Raw genomic sequence first — 15,834 nt, forward strand, 5'->3', positions numbered from 1 at the left:
CGGTCCCCTGTCAGAGTGTGCCGTCCGCCCGACCGACCGATCGTTCGGTTCATCCTCTTCAATGGTGAGACGGCGGCCCGTAGGGTGTCAACCTCTGTGGGCAACCCTGTGGACGCCGGATGATCGGGGCGGGATGGATTCGAACGAGCGCGAGCCTGCGGAAGGAGCCCTTCCGTCGGCCGCTCCGGCGCCGTCCGCACCGCCCCGGGCACCCGGGATCGCGGGCCTGTCCGCCCCGTACCGGGTCCTCGCGGCCCTTGCCCTGGGGGCCCTGGGCGTCGGCGCCTGCCTGCACCTCGGACTGGTCTTCCTGCACGTCGCGCCGGCCAACACCCTCGGCAAGCAGAACGCCCGGCTCGTGGACGGCTGGATCTACCCCGAGTTCGAACAGAACTGGAAGCTCTTCGCGCCCAACCCGCTCCAGCAGAACATCGCCGTCGAGGTCCGCGCCCAGGTCCGCACCGCCGGCGGGGACCTCGTCACCCGGGACTGGCGCGACCTGTCCGCCGAGGACGGCGCGGCGATCCGCCACGGCCTGCTGCCGAGCCACACCGAGCAGAACGAGCTGCGCAGGGCCTGGGACTTCTTCACCGGCTCCCACGACGAGGACAACAAGGCCGACGGAGAGCGCGGAGAGCTGGCCGAGCAGTACCTGAAGCGGATCGCCGTGGACCGGCTGGCCGACGGGAAGCCGGAAGGCAAGCCGGAAGGGAAGCCGGAAGGCGAGCGGATCGTACGGATCCAGCTGCGCTCGGCGACCCGGGCCGTGGCCGCGCCCGCCTGGAGCGGGGAGAAGACCGACACCCAGACGTACTACCGGGAGCTGCCGTGGTGGAACGTGTGAGGAGCGCCCTCGCGCGCGCGGTCGCGCAGGCCTCCGGACGGGCGCTAGGCCCCCACCAGAGCGCCGTCGTACGCATCGGCTTCGCCGCGACCTGGCTGTTCTTCCTGCTGCGGGAGTTCCCCCACCGGCACGAGCTGTACGGCCCCGACGGGCCGTGGAGCTGGCAGCTGGCCGAGCGGCTGATCGCCTCGAACCGCGCCTTCACGGTGCTGATGTGGTCGGACTCGACGCTGTGGTTCGAGGCCGTGTACGCGCTCTCCCTGCTCGCGAGCGTCCTGCTGGTGCTGGGCTGGCGGACGCGCGCCGCGTCGGTCCTGTTCATGATCGGGGTGCTGTCGCTGCAGAACCGCAGCGTGTTCATGGGGGACGGCGGGGACAACGTCATCCACCTGATGGCGGTCTACCTCGTGCTGACCCGCTGCGGGCAGGTGTGGTCGCTGGACGCCCGCCGGGCGCGGCTGCGGGGCTCGGCGACCGCGGGGGCCGCGGGGCCGGTGCTGTGGGCGGTCCTGGGCGCCGGATTCGCGTACGGGGTGCTGAACGGGCACTTCGGCACGCTCTGGCTCGTGCTCTTCGCCACCCTGTGGACCGGGACGGCCCTGTGGTGGCTGGCCGACCGGTACGAACCCGGGGGCGAGCGGCGGGCCACCCTCGACGTGCTCGCGAACCTGCTGCACAACGCCGGGATGCTGGTGATCGCGGCCGAGGTGTGCCTGATCTACGCCACCGCCGGCTGGTACAAGATCCAGGGCTCGCGGTGGCAGGACGGGACCGCGCTGTACTACCCGCTGAGCCTGGACTACTTCACCCCGTGGCCCGGGCTGTCGGAGCTGGTGGCGTCCAGCGGGACGGTGGTGATGCTGCTGACGTACGGGACCGTGCTGGTGCAGGTGGCGTTCCCGTTCACGCTGTTCAACCGGCGGGTCAAGAACGTGCTGCTGGCGGTGATGATGCTGGAGCACGCGGGGATCGCGGTGCTGCTGGGCCTGCCGTTCTTCTCTTTGGCGATGATCGCCGCGGACGCGGTGTTCCTGCCGACGGGGTTGCTGGTGTGGGTGGGGGCGCGGGTGGCCGGCCTGCGGCGCTGGTCCCCTACCCGCCCTTCCTCCGTTCCCCGGGCTGCGCCCGGACCGCTCCTGGGGGCTCCGCCCGCAGACCCTCGCGCCTCAATCGCCGGCGAGGCTGTAAGCAGCCCCGCCGGCGACTGAGGCGACGGGCGCGCGGCGGCGCCCCGTAGGGTCGGGGCATGAGTGAGCAGCTGAGCGCATGGGCCGGGATCGCCGGGCGGGACGACGTCGTGTTGCTCGACGGGTTCCACGCGCTGAAGCACGCCCTGCGGTTCGGGGCCGAGGTGCTGGTCGTCGTGGCCGATGAGCCCGAGGGCGTACGGGCGCTGGCCGCCGGGCTGGCGCCCGATGTGGAGGAGGCGGTGGCCCGGCTGGTGCGGCAGGCCCCGCTGAAGGAGCTGCTGCCCCGCGTGCACCCCACCGGGGTCGCCGCGCTCGCCGTGCGCCCCGGCCGGGAGGCCGGACGGGCCGCGCTGGCGCGGACGCCCCGGACGGCCCCCGTCGTGCTGCTCGACAACCCCCGCAACCTCGGCAACGTCGGCGCCGTCGTCCGCCTCGCCGCCGGCTTCGGGGCCACCGGCGTGGTGACCCGGGGCGACCTCGACCCCTGGCACCCGAACGTGGTCCGGGCCGGCGCCGGGCTGCACTACGCGACCACCGTGGACCGGCTGGAGCTGGAGGAGCTCCCGCCGGGCCCGGTGTACGCGCTCGACGCGGGGGGCGAGGACATCCGCGGCCTCGTCCTGCCCGACGACGCGCTGCTCGCCTTCGGGTCGGAGCGGCACGGCATCTCGCCCGAGTTGCGCGCCCGGGCCGACCACCTGGTGGCGCTGCCGATGCGCCCCCAGGTGTCCAGCTACAACCTGGCCACCAGCGTGGCCATGACCCTGTTCCACTGGGGCGGGCCGAAGGACCCGGAGACCCCCTAGCCCTGGCGGCGGACCTCCACCACGCGGAAGCGGTTGGCGACGAACGCCCCGTCGCACAGCGCGGCGTTGGCGGCCGGGTTGCCGCCGGAGCCGTGGAAGTCGGAGAAGGCCGCCGTCTGGTTGACGAAGACCCCGCCCGTGAGGTTCAGGGACAGCTGCGCCGACTCCTCCAGGCAGACCTCCTCGATGGCCCGCTCGGTGTCCGCGGACGTGGTGTACGCGCCCACGGTCATGGCGCCCTTCTCCCGCACCGTACGGCGCAGCAGGTCGAGGGCGTCCGCCGTGGAGTCCACCGCCACCGCGAAGGAGACCGGGCCGAAGCACTCGGACAGGTAGGCCGCCTCCGGGTCGGGCTTGCCGGCGTCCAGCTTCACGATCACCGGGGTGCGCACGACCGCGTCGGGGAACTCGGGGTTGGCCACCTCGCGGGAGGCCAGCGCGACCTCGCCGAGGCCGGCCGCGGCCTCCAGCCGGGTCTTGACGTCCGGGTTGACCAGCGCGCCCAGCAGCGCGTTGGCGCGGGCGTCGTCGCCCAGCAGGCCGCCGACCGAGGCCGCGAGGTCGGCGACGACCTCGTCGTACGACTTGCGGCCGGCGTCCGTGTCGATGCCGTCGCGGGGGATCAGCAGGTTCTGCGGGGTGGTGCACATCTGGCCGCTGTACAGGGACAGGGAGAAGGCCAGGTTGGACAGCATGCCCTTGTAGTCGTCCGTGGAGTCGACGACGACCGTGTTGACGCCGGCCTTCTCCGTGTAGACCTGCGCCTGGCGGGCGTTGGCCTCCAGCCAGTCGCCGAACTCGGTCGACCCGGTGTAGTCGACGAGCTTGATCTCGGGGCGGACGGCCAGGGTCTTGGCGATGCCCTCGCCCGGCCGCTCGACGGCCAGGGCCACGAGGTTCGGGTCGAAGCCGGCCTCGGCCAGGACCTCGCGGGCCACCCGCACGGTCAGCGCCAGCGGCAGCACGGCGCGCGGGTGCGGCTTGACCAGGACGGCGTTGCCGGTGGCGAGGGAGGCGAACAGGCCGGGGTAGCCGTTCCAGGTGGGGAAGGTGTTGCAGCCGATCATCAGCGCGATGCCGCGCGGCACGGCCGTGAAGGTCTTGCCGAGCTCCAGCGGGTCCTTCTTGCCCTGCGGCTTCGACCAGGCGGCCTGCCCGGGGACGCGGGTCTGCTCCTCGTACGCGTAGGCCACCGCCTCCAGGCCGCGGTCCTGCGCGTGGGGGCCGCCCGCCTGGAAGGCCATCATGAAGGCCTGGCCGCTGGTGTGCATGACCGCGTGCGCGAACTCGTGGGTGCGGGCGGAGATGCGGGCGAGGACCTCGATGCAGACCAGGGCGCGGGTCTCGGGTCCGGCGTCCCGCCAGGCGGCGATCCCGGCCTTCATCGCGGGCAGCAGCACGTCCGGGTCGACGTGCGGGTACTCCACGCCCAGCTCGGGGCCGAACGGCGAGACCTCGCCGCCCGCCCAGCCGTCGGTGCCGGGCTGCCCCAGGTCGAAGCGGGTGCCGCGGACCGCCTCGAAGGCGGCGAGCCCGTCGGCCGGGGCGGTCTCCCCGTAGGCCTTGGGGTGCTCGGGGTGCGGGGACCAGTAGGCGCGGCTGCGGATGGCATCCAGCGCCTGGTCCAGGGTGGTCCGGTGCTTCTCGGAAAGCTGGGGGACGGTGAGCTCGGCGGCCATCAGGGACCAACTCCTCGTTGAGCCGGGCGGGATCAGGCTGGTTCGCAGACTGGGAACAGGCTGGAGTCAGGCTGGGATCGGGCTGGGGCGGGTGAAGAAGAGCAGACTGGAGTTAGAGTAACCGAACGATCGGTCGGTACAAGAGGGCCCGGCAGACCTGTGGACAACCGCGTGCGGGAGGATCAGGACATGACAGCAATCGAGCGGGCTCGCACTGTGGCGGTCGTCGGCGCCGGAACCATGGGCCAGGGCATCGCCCAGGTCGCTCTCCTCGCAGGTCATCGCGTACGCCTCTACGACTCCGCGCCCGAGCGGGCCCGCGAGGCCGTCCAGACCGTGGCCGGCCGGGTCGAGCGGCTGGTCGCCAAGGGCCGGCTGGACCGGGCCGAGGCCGACGACGCCGTCGGCCGGCTGGAGTCCGCCGACACCCTGACCGGAGTCGCCTCCGCCGCCCTGGTGATCGAGGCCATCGTCGAGGACGTCGCCGTCAAGCGCGAGCTGTTCGCGGCCCTCGAAGGAGTGGTCTCGCCGGACGCGCTGCTGGCGACCAACACCTCCTCCCTCTCCGTCACCGAGCTCGCCGCCGGCCTGGCGCACCCCGGCCGCTTCCTCGGACTGCACTTCTTCAACCCGGCCCCGCTGCTCCCCCTCGTCGAGGTGGTCAGCGGCCACGCGACCGACCCGGCCGCCGCCGAGCGCGCGTACCGCACCGTCCTCGGCTGGGGGAAGACGCCCGTCCGCTGCGCCGACACCCCCGGCTTCATCGTCAACCGGATCGCCCGCCCCTTCTACGCCGAGGCCTTCGCGGTGTACGAGGAGCAGGGCGCCGACCCCGCCACCATCGACGCCGTCCTGCGCGAGAGCGGCGGCTTCAAGATGGGCCCGTTCCAGCTGACCGACCTGATCGGCCAGGACGTCAACGAGGCCGTCACCCGCTCCGTCTGGGACTCCTTCTTCCGGAGCCCCAAGTTCACCCCCTCGCTCGCCCAGCGCCGCCTGGTCCAGGCGGGCCGCCTCGGCCGCAAGTCCGGGCACGGCTGGTTCCCGTACGCCGGGGACGCCGACGCGCCCGCCCCGCACACGGCGGGCCCCGAGGAGGCGCCGGAGAAGGTCACCGTCGTCGGCGACCTCGGCCCGGCCGCCGCCCTGGCCGGCCTCATGGAGGAGGCCGGGATCGCGGTCACCGCCACCGGGCACGGGGGCCCGTACATCCAGCTGCCCGGCGAGGGCCAGCTGGTGCTCGCGGACGGCAAGACCTCGGTCGAGTTCGCCGACGTCGTCTACTTCGACCTCGCGCTCGACTACCGCGACGCGACCCGGATCGCGCTGTCCGCCAGCGAGGACACCACCGAGCGCACCCTCGCCGAGGCGATCGGCCTCTTCCAGAAGCTCGGCAAGAAGGTCTCCGTCATCGGCGACGTCCCCGGCATGATCGTCGCCCGGACCGTCGCGATGCTCATCGACCTCACCGCCGACGCCGTGGCGCGCGGGGTGGCCACCGCGGAGGACGTCGACACCGCGATGCGGCTCGGCGTGAACTACCCGCTCGGCCCCGCCGAATGGCACGACCGGCTCGGCCGCGACTGGGCGTACGACCTGCTGCACCACCTCGACGAGCGCTGTCCCGGCGGGCGCTACGCGCCCTCGCTGGCACTGTTCAAGCTGGGCTACGAGGCCGGCGAGGACGAGGACGGGGAAGAGGAGGGCACCGAGTGACCACGGCCAGGCGGGACACCTACACCCCGGAGACGCTGCTGTCCGTGGCCGTGCAGGTCTTCAACGAGCGCGGCTACGACGGCACCTCGATGGAGCACCTCTCCAAGGCCGCCGGGATCTCCAAGTCCTCGATCTACCACCACGTCGCGGGCAAGGAGGAGCTCCTCCACCGGGCCGTCAGCCGGGCCCTGGACGGCCTGTTCGGGATCCTGGACGAGCCGGGCGCCGTACGGGGCCGCGCGGTCACGCGCGTCGAGTACGTCACGCGCCGCACGGTCGAGGTCCTGGTCGCGGAACTGCCCTACGTCACCCTCCTGCTGCGGGTGCGCGGCAACACCCGCACCGAGCGCTGGGCCCTGGAGCGCCGCCGGGAGTTCGACCACCAGGTCGCGGAACTCCTCAAGGCCGCCGCCGCCGACGGGGACCTGCGCGCCGACGTGGACATCCGGCTCGCCACCCGCCTGCTGTTCGGCATGGTGAACTCGCTGGTCGAGTGGTACCGCCCGCATCCGGGCACCACCCCCGACCAGCTCGCGGACGCGGTGGTCAGCATGGCCCTGGACGGCCTGCGCACCAAGGCCGCCTAGCCCGGCCGGGGCGGGCCTCCCGGCCCGGCCCCGGCCCGCCCTCCCGGCCCCGCTCAGTCCTCCGCGAGGGCGGGGCCGCCCGACGGACCCGGGTCCAGCAGATCCGTTTCCTCGAACACCAGCAGCGTGCGCGTGGACAGCACCTCCGGGATGGACTGGAGGCGGGTCAGGACCAGCTCCCGCAGCGTGCGGTTGTCCGGCGTGTGGACCAGCAGCAGGACGTCGAAATCCCCGCTGACCAGCGCGATGTGCGCCGCGCCCGGCAGCTCCCGCAACTTCTCGCGCACCGTCCGCCAGGAGTTCTGGACGATCTTCAGCGTGATGTACGCCGACGCGCCCTGGCCCGCCCGCTCGTGGTTGACCCGGGCGGTGAACCCGCGGATCACCCCGTCGTCCATCAGCCGGTTGATCCGCGCGTACGCGTTGGCCCGGGAGACGTGCACCTGCTCCGCCACCGACCGTATGGACGCACGGCCGTCCGCCTGGAGCAACCGCATGATCGAACGGTCGATGGGGTCCAGGGGGCGTGGCGGCACGGGTGGGCCCGAAGGTGCGCCCCCCGGTGGGACCGGTGCGGAACCCGCTCCGGCCATTTGTTCATCCGGCATTGCCCACTGCCTCCCTCTCCTGGACGTCCTGCACCCATCCCATGGCCCCGCCGCCACTTTGTCCACAGCCTGGAGCCGCCTGTAGCCAAATTGCGCCAACGACCGAACAATCGGTTGGTGAGGCGCCTCACACCCGGTGGCGCCCCCAGCCCGCTTCCCACGAGGAGGTGTACGCCGCCATGACGGTCCAAGAGCTGCCCGGTGCCGGTGCGTCGCACCGTGTCACCCCGCCGCCCGCCTGGAGGCCCCGCACGGAGGCCGCGCCGCTGCTGCCGGACCCCGAGCCCTACCGGGTGCTGGGCACTCCGGCGGCGGAGGAGCTCGACCCCGCGCTCATGCGCCGGTACTACGCCGAGCTCGTCCGAGGCCGCCGCTACAACGCGCAGGCCACCGCCCTGACCAAGCAGGGCCGTCTCGCCGTGTACCCCTCCACCGTCGGGCAGGAGGCCGCCGAGATCGCGGCCGCGCTGGTCCTGGAGGAGCAGGACTGGCTCTTCCCGAGCTACCGCGACACCCTCGCGGCCGTGGCGCGCGGACTGGACCCCGTACAGGCGCTGACGCTGCTCCGCGGCGACTGGCACACCGGGTACGACCCCCGCGAGCACCGCATAGCCCCCCTGTGCACCCCCCTCGCCACCCAGCTGCCGCACGCGGTGGGCCTGGCGCACGCCGCGCGGCTGCGCGGCGACGAGGTCGTCGCGCTCGCCATGGTCGGCGACGGCGGCACCAGCGAGGGCGACTTCCACGAGGCGCTGAACTTCGCCGCCGTCTGGCAGGCCCCGGTGGTCTTCCTCGTCCAGAACAACGGCTTCGCGATCTCCGTCCCGCTCGCCAAGCAGACCGCGGCCCCCACCCTCGCCCACAAGGCCGTGGGCTACGGGATGCCCGGCCGGCTGGTCGACGGCAACGACGTCGCCGCCATGCACGAGGTCCTCACCGAGGCGGTGAAGCGGGCCCGCGCGGGCGGCGGACCGACCCTGATCGAGGCCGTCACCTACCGGATGGAGGCCCACACGAACGCCGACGACGCCACCCGCTACCGCACCGACGCCGAGGTCGAGGCCTGGAAGGCGCACGACCCGGTGCAGCTGCTGGAGCGCGAGCTGACCGCCCGCGGGATCCTGGACGCCGAGGGCATCCAGGAGGCGCGCGACGCGGCCGAGGCGATGGCGGCGGACCTCCGCGAGCGGATGAACGCCGATCCCGTGACCGACCCGATGGACCTGTTCGCGCACGTCTACGCGGAGCAGACCGGCCGGCTGCGCGAGCAGGCCGCCATGCTGCGCGCCGAGCTGGAAGCGGAGGGCGAGTGATGACGACCGTCGCCGCCAAGCCCGCCACGATGGCGCAGGCCCTGACCCGGGCCATGCGCGACGCGATGGCCGAGGACCCGACCGTTCACGTGATGGGCGAGGACGTCGGTGCGCTCGGCGGGGTCTTCCGGATCACCGACGGGCTCGTGAAGGAGTTCGGCGAGGACCGCGTCACGGACACCCCGCTCGCCGAGGCCGGCATCCTGGGCACCGCCGTCGGCATGGCCATGTACGGGCTGCGGCCGGTCGTGGAGATGCAGTTCGACGCGTTCGCCTACCCCGCCTTCGAGCAGCTCATCTCGCACGTGGCGAAGATGCGCAACCGCACCCGGGGCAAGATGCCGCTGCCGATCACCATCCGCGTGCCGTACGGCGGCGGGATCGGCGGCGTCGAGCACCACTGCGACTCCTCCGAGGCCTACTACACGGCCACCCCCGGGCTCACCGTCGTGACCCCGGCGACGGTCGAGGACGCGTACGGGCTGCTGCGCGAGTCGATCGCGAGCGACGACCCGGTGGTCTTCCTGGAGCCGAAGCGGCTCTACTGGTCCAAGGCGCAGTGGTCCCCGGAGGCCCCCGCGGCCGTCCCGGGCATCGGAAAGGCCCTGGTTCGCCGGGCCGGAACGAGCGCCACCCTGATCACGTACGGCCCCTCGCTGCCGCTCTGCCTGGAGGCTGCCGAGGCCGCCCGCGAGGAGGGCTGGGACCTGGAGGTCCTGGACCTGCGCTCCCTCGTCCCCTTCGACGAGGAGACCGTCGTGGCCTCCGTACGCCGTACCGGGCGCGCGGTCGTGGTCCACGAGGCCGGCGGCTTCGGCGGACCGGGCGCGGAGATCGCCGCCCGCGTGATGGAGCGCTGCTTCCACCACCTGGAGGCTCCGGTGCTGCGCGTGACGGGCTTCGACATCCCGTACCCGCCTCCGATGCTGGAGAAGTACCACCTGCCCGGCGTGGAGCGGATCCTCGACGCCGTGGCCCGCCTGCAGTGGGAGAACTGATGCCGCAGGTCATGGAATTCAAGCTGCCCGACCTCGGCGAGGGCCTGACCGAGGCCGAGATCGTGCGGTGGCTGGTGGCGGTGGGCGACGTCGTCGCCATCGACCAGCCGGTCGTCGAGGTCGAGACGGCCAAGGCGATGGTGGAGGTGCCCTGCCCGTACGGCGGTGTGGTCACCGCCCGGTTCGGCGAGGAGGGCGAGGAGCTGCCGGTCGGCGCCCCGCTGATCACCGTGGCGGTGGGCGCGGAGTCGGCGCCCGCCGGGGCGGTGGAGGCCGTCGCGGACGCGCAGGCCTCCGCCGACGCGCCCCGGCCGCTGATCGGCTACGGCTCGGACCACTCGCGCCCGGCGCGTCGGCGGCGGGTGCGACCCGTCACCGCCGCGGTGTCGGCGCCCGTCGCGGCCCCGGCCCCGGTCCCGGTGGCTCCCGCGGCTCCCGTGGCTCCGGTGGTTGCCGCCGGGCCGGTGCCGGTGATCTCGCCGCTCGTGCGCAAGCTGGCCCGGGACAACGGGGTCGACCTGCGGGCGCTGCGCGGATCCGGGCCGGAGGGCCTGATCCTGCGGGCCGACGTGGAAGCCGCGCTCCGGGCCCCCGAGCCCGTGGCCGCCGCGCCGGCCGCCGCCCCGACGGGGGAGCGGATCCCGCTCAAGGGGCTGCGGGGCGCCGTGGCGGAGAAGCTCTCGCGCAGCCGGCGCGAGATCCCCGAGGCCACGTGCTGGGTCGACGCGGACGCCACCGAGCTGATGGCGGCGCGGGCCGCGATGAACGCCGTGGACGGGCCGAAGATCTCGGTGCTCGCGCTGTTCGCCCGGATCTGCACGGCCGCACTCGCCAAGTACCCCGAGCTCAACTCCACGGTGGACCTCGCCGCCAACGAGATCGTCCGGCTCCCGGCCGTGCACCTGGGCTTCGCCGCGCAGACCGGGCGGGGGCTGATGGTCCCGGTGGTCCGGGACGCCCACACGCGCAGCCCGGAGTCCCTGTCGGCGGAGTTCGCCCGGCTCACCGAGCTGGCCCGGGCCGGGAAGCTGGCCCCGTCCGACCTGACCGGCGGCACGTTCACCCTGAACAACTACGGGGTGTTCGGAGTGGACGGCTCCACGCCGATCATCAACCACCCCGAGGCGGCCATGCTCGGCGTGGGCCGGATCATCCCGAAGCCGTGGGTCCACCGGGGCGAGCTGGCCGTCCGCCAGGTCGTGCAGCTCTCCCTGACCTTCGACCACCGCGTCTGCGACGGCGGGGCGGCGGGCGGCTTCCTGCGGTACGTGGCCGACTGCGTGGAGAACCCGGCGGTGCTGTTGCGCAGCCTGTAGGCGGCCGCCCGTGCCCTGGCCGGGCGGTGGTGCGGGGTGCGGGTGGGGGCCGCTGCGCGGGCTGCTCCCCGCCCCGCCCTTCGCCCGTTCCCCGGGCTGCGCCCGGACCCCTCCTGGGGGCTCCACCCCCAGACCCCAGCGCCTCGAACGCCGGCGGGGCTGAAATCCGCTGCGCGAATCCAGCCCGCGCAGCGGACCCGCCCGGTACGTCAGAGCGTCAGCAGGAGCTTGCCCACGTGGGTGCTGGCCTCCAGGACCCGGTGGGCTTCCGGGGCCTGGGCGATCGGGTACGCCGCGTGGACCACCGGGCGGACCCGGCCCGCCGCGATCAGCGGCCAGACGTGCTCGCGTACGGCCGCGATGATCGCCGCCTTCTCCTCCAGCGGGCGGGCGCGCAGCGAGGTTGCCGTGACCGCCGCCCGCTTGGCCAGCAGGGTGCGCAGGTCCAGCTCCGCCTTCACCCCGCCCTGGAGCCCGATCACCGCGAGCCGGCCGTTCACGGCCAGCGCGTCCAGGTTCCGCGCGAGGTACTTCGCGCCCATGATGTCCAGGATCACGTCCGCCCCGGCCCCGCCCGTCGCGGCCCGCAGCTCCTCGACGAAGTCCTGCTCGCGGTAGTCGATCAGGACGTCCGCGCCCAGCTCCGCGCAGCGGGCGAGCTTCTCCTTGCCGCCCGCGGTCACCGCCACCCGCGCCCCGACGGCCTTGCCCAGCTGGACCGCCATGGTGCCGATGCCGCTGGAGCCGCCGTGCACCAGGAGGGTCTCGCCCGGACGCAGGCCCGCCACCATGAAGACGTTGGACCAGACCGTCGCGACGACCTCCGGCAGCGCGGCCGCCGTCACCAGGTCCACGCCCTCCGGGACCGGCAGCAGCTGCCCCGCCGGGACGGCGACCTTCTGCGCGTACCCGCCGCCGGACAGCAGCGCGCACACCTCGTCGCCCACCGCCCAGCCGGACACGCCCGGCCCGAGCGCGACGATCCGCCCGGAGCATTCCAGGCCGGGGTACCGGGAGGCGCCCGGCGGCGGATCGTAGAACCCCTGCCGCTGCAGGACGTCGGCGCGGTTCACGGCGCTCGCCGCGACCTCGACGAGCACCTCCCCCTCGCCCGCCACCGGATCGTGTACTTCGGCCCAGACCAGGGCCTCGGGGCCGCCGGGCTGCTCGATCGTGATCGCATGCATGGCCCGGAATCTACCGGCCCTACTCCGCCGGGCCCAGGGTCACCTGGGGGCCGGTCGGCGGTACCGCCCGGACGATGGTGATCAGGCGGTCCGTCAGCTGGAGCGGGCTCGCGTGCGGGTCGTCGTACGGGAGCAGCCGGTGTCCGCGCAGGACGCTGACGACGAGGTCGCCGGTGTCGCGGACGCTGCGGCCCACCTCCGACCTGTTGACGGGCCGTTCGATCAGGTCCAGGCCGCTGCCCTGATGGATCAGGTCCTCCATCACGGTGCCCGCGCTGGGGCTGAGCACCGACAGGCCCAGCAGACGTCCCGCGGCGCTCGCGCTCGTGATGACCGCGTCCGCGCCGGACTGCTTCAGCAGCGGCGCGTTCTCCTCCTCGCGGACCGCCGCCACGATCTTGGCGCCCCGGTTGAGCTGGCGGGCCGTCAGCGTCACCAGGACGGCGGTGTCGTCGCGCTGGGTGGCGATGACGATCTGACGGGCCTTCTGGACCTCCGCCCGCAGCAGGACTTCGGAGCGGGTGGCGTCGCCGACGACCCCGGTGAAGCCCTCCGCGTTGGCGATGTCGATGACCTTGGCACTCGGGTCGACGATGACGACCTGCTCCTTCGGGAGGCCGGTCGCCAGCAGCGTCTGCAGGGCGGAGCGGCCCTTGGTGCCGAAGCCGACGACGACCGTGTGCTCGCGCAAGTTCTTCCTCCAGCGGTTGAGCCGCCACTCCTGGCGGGTGCGTTCGGTCAGCACCTCCAGGGTGGTGCCGACCAGGATGATCAGGAACAGCACGCGCAGCGGGGTGATCAGCAGGACGTTGACCAGCCGCGCGCTGTCGCTGTACGGGACGATGTCGCCGTAGCCCGTGGTCGACAGGGTCACGGTCGCGTAGTAGACGCAGTCGAGGAAGTCGACCGAGTCGTTGGCGTTGTCGTGGTAGCCCCCGCGGTCGAGCCAGACGATCAGCACCGTCAGGCACATCACGAAGAGGGCCATCAGCAGGCGGCGGGTGACCTGCCGCAGCGGCTTCTCGACCTCCCGCTTGGGGAGTTTGATGCGGCGTGAGACGAGCTTCTCGTCGGCGCCGCGCGCCATGGCGTCCTGGCCGTGGAGTTTCACGTGAAACATCCTCCCGAAGCCCAGGGCAGGTCGAGGATCTCCAGTTCCTGCCCCGACCGCGCACCGTGCGGCGGTACGACGGCCAGCGCGTCGGCGCCCGCCACCCCGCGCAGCATCGCCGGGCCGTTGTAGCGCAGCGGTACGGCGTGTTCGTCGGTCAGCAGCACCGGCACGAGCCGGGTGTCGTACGGGTGGCCGGGCACGTCGCCCTCCACCGGGACGGTGTAGCGGGGCCGCTGGCGGCGGCCGGCGAGGGCGCGCAGCAGCGGTTCGGCGAGGGTCAGCAGCCCGGACACGGCGGCGAGCGGGTTCCCGGGCAGGCCGACCACGTGGCGGGCCCCCTCCCGGTCGCCGATGCGGGCCAGCAGCATCGGGTGCCCGGGGCGCACGGCGACTCCGTCCACGAGCAGCTCGGCCCCCGCGCGCTCCAGCACGGGGTGGACGTGGTCGACGGGGCCGGAGGCGGTGCCGCCGGTGGTGACGACGACGTCGGCGGTGGAGGAGGTCACCGCCTTCAGCAGGGCCTCGGCACCGGCCGGGTCGTCGCCGAGCCGGCGCGTGCCGATGACCTCGGCACCGAGCCGGGTGATCCAGGGGCCGAGCATGGGGCTGAGCGCGTCCCGGATCAGCCCGTCGTGCGGACGGCCTTCGGTGAGCAGTTCGTCGCCGAGGACGAGGATCTCCACGCGGGGCCGGGGCCGGGTGACCAGCTCGTCGTACCCGGCGGCCGCGGCGAGGCCGAGCACGGCCGGGGTGACGAGGGAGCCCACCGGGAGCAGCAGATCGCCCGAACGGCACTCCTGGCCGCGCGGGCGGACGTCCTGCCCGGTGTTCACGGGCCGGTCGGAGTACAGCTGGGTGCCGGACTCGCGCGCGTGCTCGCTGCGGATCACGGCGGTGGTGTCGGCGGGCACGCGGGCGCCGGTGGCGATGCGCACGGCTTCGCCGTCGGCGAGCGGCTCGGGCGGCTCGTCCCCCGCGAGGACCCCGTCGCCGGGGCGGACGCGCCAGGGGCCGGGGCCGGCGACGGCCCAGCCGTCCATGGCCGAGGTGTCGAAGGAGGGCAGGTCGCTGAGGGCTTCGAGCGGTGCGGTCAGCACCTCGCCGAGCGCGTCCGTGAAGGGCACCCGGTGGGTGCGGGCCGGCACGGCCGTGCCGGCCCGGGCGGCGGCCTCGCGGGCGCGCAGCCAGGGGGCGGCACGGTGGCCGCCGGCGCCGCCGGGGTCGGGGGTGCGGCTGACCAGGGCGAGCGCCTCGTCCAGGGCGCCGTCGGCGTCGGTACGGGTCATCCGGAGCCGGTCTCCTCGGGGTGTGGGGGCTGGGCTTCGGCGGCCCAGCGCAGCGCCAGGTCGGCGGCCTTGCGGGAGGCCTCGGCGACGGCCAGGGCCGGGTCCCCGCCGTTGGCCTCGGCGCGGGCGGCCGCGTAGCCGACGAGGAACGTCGTCAGCGGAGCCGCGGGCCGGGCCACGCCGTGGGCGGCGTCACGGGCGAGGTCGAGCAGGGTCGCGACGTCGACGGGGACGTCGTCGATCCCGAGTTCGTTCTTGGCAGCGGTGATCCAATGCTCCAGCACGTCCCCATGCTCCCTGATCCGGGCGCGGGCCGCTGCCAGGTCCTCCCAGGTGTCGCAGTCGAAGGAGGCGAGTGGCCGAGCGGCGCCGATCCTGGCCAGTTCCAGCTCGGCGGTGAGGGCGCGCAGCGGCAGGCCGTGGAGGGTGCCGTGCTCGGTGGCGAGCAGGGCGATCTCGCGGCGCAGCGGCTCCGTGCGGTAGGCGGCGACGAGGGGCTGGTCGCGGCCGTCGGCGTCCCGCAACAGGGCCCCGTCGCACGGGCGGTCGGCGGTGGCCGCGGCGGAGAGGAGGGCGTGGACGGTGTCCCGGTCGAGGAAGGGCAGGTCGGCGGAGAGCACGAGGACCAGCGGGGCGGTGGTCCGGCGGATCCCGGCGTCCAGCGCGGCCACCGGGCCGCCGCCGGGCGGGTCCTCGCGGGTCCACCGGACGGGGCGGGCGGTGGCCCTGCGGGTCCCGACCACGACGGTCTCGGCGGCGTCCGGGCACGCGGCGAGGACGCGGTCGAGGAGGGTGCGGCCGCCGACGTGGAGGGTGGGTTTGTCGGCCCCGCCGAGGCGCCGGGCGGCGCCGCCGGCGAGGACGATGGCGTCGTAGCTCATGCCCCTGAGTATGCGGGGGGCGGGCCGTGTGCGGCGGGGGCCGCTTACCGGGGGCTTACGCCCTTGCCGGTGCCCTGGCCGGGCGGGTGGGTGGGTGCCTGTGCCCTGGCCGGGGCGGTGCGCATGCCGCGGCTGCTGGGGCCGGTGTGCGGGTGCGGGGTGGGCTCCCGCTGCGCGGGGCGGGGTCCCCTACCCACCCTTCGCCCGTTCCCCGGGCTGTGCCCGGACCCCTTCTGGGGGCTCCGCCCCCAGACCCCCGCGCCTCAAACGCCGGCGAGGCTGAAATCAGCCCCGCCGGCGTTTGAGGCG

The 15,834-nt window shown here is 74.0% G+C and carries 14 protein-coding genes; 8 read left to right on the forward strand and 6 right to left on the reverse strand.

The features are described 5' to 3' along the window. The first annotated feature begins 133 nt into the window (after nt 1-133). Genes ACIPW5_RS18300 through ACIPW5_RS18310 form a run of 3 tightly spaced genes read left to right on the forward strand, consistent with a single transcriptional unit; the run spans nt 134 to nt 2,840 of the window. Nucleotides 134-844 carry a DUF5819 family protein gene (locus tag ACIPW5_RS18300; RefSeq protein WP_401245776.1) on the forward strand — a complete coding sequence of 237 codons (711 nt, stop codon included), beginning with the start codon at nt 134-136 and terminating at the stop codon, nt 842-844. Next, a complete protein-coding gene (locus ACIPW5_RS18305) occupies nt 829-2,052 on the forward strand; it encodes an HTTM domain-containing protein (RefSeq protein WP_401245778.1) in 1,224 nt (407 codons plus the stop codon). Before ACIPW5_RS18300 ends, ACIPW5_RS18305 begins: the two co-directional genes overlap by 16 nt. Nucleotides 2,053-2,090: 38 nt before the next feature. Then, nucleotides 2,091-2,840: a TrmH family RNA methyltransferase gene (locus ACIPW5_RS18310; protein WP_401245780.1), complete on the forward strand. Its 750-nt coding sequence runs from the start codon at nt 2,091-2,093 to the stop codon at nt 2,838-2,840. Here the strand turns inward: ACIPW5_RS18310 and paaN are convergent. Beyond that, nucleotides 2,837-4,519: a phenylacetic acid degradation protein PaaN gene (paaN, locus tag ACIPW5_RS18315; RefSeq protein WP_401245781.1), complete on the reverse strand. Its 1,683-nt coding sequence runs from the start codon at nt 4,517-4,519 to the stop codon at nt 2,837-2,839. The genes ACIPW5_RS18310 and paaN overlap by 4 nt on opposite strands. 189 nt (nt 4,520-4,708) lie before the next feature. Here paaN and ACIPW5_RS18320 point away from each other — a divergent pair, with 189 nt between their 5' ends. Continuing rightward, nucleotides 4,709-6,235 (forward strand): 3-hydroxyacyl-CoA dehydrogenase, encoded by a 1,527-nt coding sequence (locus ACIPW5_RS18320; RefSeq protein WP_401245783.1) that lies wholly within the window; start codon nt 4,709-4,711, stop codon nt 6,233-6,235. Further along, nucleotides 6,232-6,822: a TetR/AcrR family transcriptional regulator gene (locus ACIPW5_RS18325; protein WP_401245785.1), complete on the forward strand. Its 591-nt coding sequence runs from the start codon at nt 6,232-6,234 to the stop codon at nt 6,820-6,822. The genes ACIPW5_RS18320 and ACIPW5_RS18325 overlap by 4 nt, the downstream gene beginning before the upstream one ends. Before the next feature lie 53 nt (nt 6,823-6,875). On the opposite strand, the gene ACIPW5_RS18330 is transcribed toward ACIPW5_RS18325, so the two are convergent. Then, a complete protein-coding gene (locus ACIPW5_RS18330; RefSeq protein ID WP_401245787.1) occupies nt 6,876-7,430 on the reverse strand; it encodes an Lrp/AsnC family transcriptional regulator in 555 nt (184 codons plus the stop codon). Nucleotides 7,431-7,609: 179 nt separating this feature from the next. Here ACIPW5_RS18330 and pdhA point away from each other — a divergent pair, with 179 nt between their 5' ends. From pdhA to ACIPW5_RS18345, 3 genes are read left to right on the forward strand one after another with little or no spacing between them, the layout of a single operon-like run. Further along, complete coding sequence (gene pdhA / locus ACIPW5_RS18335; protein ID WP_401245789.1) at nt 7,610-8,743, forward strand: pyruvate dehydrogenase (acetyl-transferring) E1 component subunit alpha; 1,134 nt, start codon at nt 7,610-7,612, stop codon at nt 8,741-8,743. Continuing rightward, a complete protein-coding gene (locus ACIPW5_RS18340; RefSeq protein WP_401245791.1) occupies nt 8,743-9,741 on the forward strand; it encodes an alpha-ketoacid dehydrogenase subunit beta in 999 nt (332 codons plus the stop codon). The genes pdhA and ACIPW5_RS18340 overlap by 1 nt, the downstream gene beginning before the upstream one ends. Then, nucleotides 9,741-11,057, forward strand: coding sequence for a dihydrolipoamide acetyltransferase family protein (locus ACIPW5_RS18345; protein WP_401245792.1), 1,317 nt, complete (start codon nt 9,741-9,743; stop codon nt 11,055-11,057). The genes ACIPW5_RS18340 and ACIPW5_RS18345 overlap by 1 nt, the downstream gene beginning before the upstream one ends. A 209-nt stretch (nt 11,058-11,266) precedes the next feature. Here ACIPW5_RS18345 and ACIPW5_RS18350 read toward each other — a convergent pair whose 3' ends face one another. The 4 genes from ACIPW5_RS18350 to ACIPW5_RS18365 are packed head-to-tail and all read right to left on the reverse strand — an operon-like array spanning nt 11,267 to nt 15,525. Continuing rightward, nucleotides 11,267-12,244 (reverse strand): NAD(P)H-quinone oxidoreductase, encoded by a 978-nt coding sequence (locus ACIPW5_RS18350; protein ID WP_401245794.1) that lies wholly within the window; start codon nt 12,242-12,244, stop codon nt 11,267-11,269. A gap of 19 nt (nt 12,245-12,263) precedes the next feature. Continuing rightward, complete coding sequence (locus tag ACIPW5_RS18355) at nt 12,264-13,364, reverse strand: potassium channel family protein (protein WP_401245795.1); 1,101 nt, start codon at nt 13,362-13,364, stop codon at nt 12,264-12,266. Further along, nucleotides 13,352-14,644: a molybdopterin molybdotransferase MoeA gene (locus tag ACIPW5_RS18360; protein ID WP_401245797.1), complete on the reverse strand. Its 1,293-nt coding sequence runs from the start codon at nt 14,642-14,644 to the stop codon at nt 13,352-13,354. Before ACIPW5_RS18360 ends, ACIPW5_RS18355 begins: the two co-directional genes overlap by 13 nt. Further along, on the reverse strand, nt 14,641-15,525 hold the full coding sequence (locus ACIPW5_RS18365; protein WP_401245799.1) for an NTP transferase domain-containing protein: 885 nt from the start codon (nt 15,523-15,525) through the stop codon (nt 14,641-14,643). The genes ACIPW5_RS18360 and ACIPW5_RS18365 overlap by 4 nt, the downstream gene beginning before the upstream one ends. Between the last annotated feature and the right edge of the window lie 309 nt (nt 15,526-15,834).

Origin of the sequence: Streptomyces sp. NPDC090077 (genome assembly GCF_044747545.1) — a bacterium.
Taxonomy (GTDB): Bacteria; Actinomycetota; Actinomycetes; order Streptomycetales; family Streptomycetaceae; genus Streptomyces.

Excerpts from the sequence above, each read along its gene's own strand:
- ACIPW5_RS18365 (WP_401245799.1), bottom strand. The coding sequence starts at position 15,525 with ATGAGCTACGACGCCATCGTCCTCGCCGGCGGCGCCGCCCGGCGCCTC.
- ACIPW5_RS18345 (WP_401245792.1), top strand. The coding sequence starts at position 9,741 with ATGCCGCAGGTCATGGAATTCAAGCTGCCCGACCTCGGCGAGGGCCTG.
- ACIPW5_RS18360 (WP_401245797.1), bottom strand. The coding sequence starts at position 14,644 with ATGACCCGTACCGACGCCGACGGCGCCCTGGACGAGGCGCTCGCCCTG.
- ACIPW5_RS18310 (WP_401245780.1), top strand. The coding sequence starts at position 2,091 with ATGAGTGAGCAGCTGAGCGCATGGGCCGGGATCGCCGGGCGGGACGAC.
- ACIPW5_RS18320 (WP_401245783.1), top strand. The coding sequence starts at position 4,709 with ATGACAGCAATCGAGCGGGCTCGCACTGTGGCGGTCGTCGGCGCCGGA.
- paaN (WP_401245781.1), bottom strand. The coding sequence starts at position 4,519 with ATGGCCGCCGAGCTCACCGTCCCCCAGCTTTCCGAGAAGCACCGGACC.
- ACIPW5_RS18300 (WP_401245776.1), top strand. The coding sequence starts at position 134 with ATGGATTCGAACGAGCGCGAGCCTGCGGAAGGAGCCCTTCCGTCGGCC.
- ACIPW5_RS18350 (WP_401245794.1), bottom strand. The coding sequence starts at position 12,244 with ATGCATGCGATCACGATCGAGCAGCCCGGCGGCCCCGAGGCCCTGGTC.
- pdhA (WP_401245789.1), top strand. The coding sequence starts at position 7,610 with ATGACGGTCCAAGAGCTGCCCGGTGCCGGTGCGTCGCACCGTGTCACC.
- ACIPW5_RS18355 (WP_401245795.1), bottom strand. The coding sequence starts at position 13,364 with ATGTTTCACGTGAAACTCCACGGCCAGGACGCCATGGCGCGCGGCGCC.
- ACIPW5_RS18340 (WP_401245791.1), top strand. The coding sequence starts at position 8,743 with ATGACGACCGTCGCCGCCAAGCCCGCCACGATGGCGCAGGCCCTGACC.
- ACIPW5_RS18330 (WP_401245787.1), bottom strand. The coding sequence starts at position 7,430 with ATGCCGGATGAACAAATGGCCGGAGCGGGTTCCGCACCGGTCCCACCG.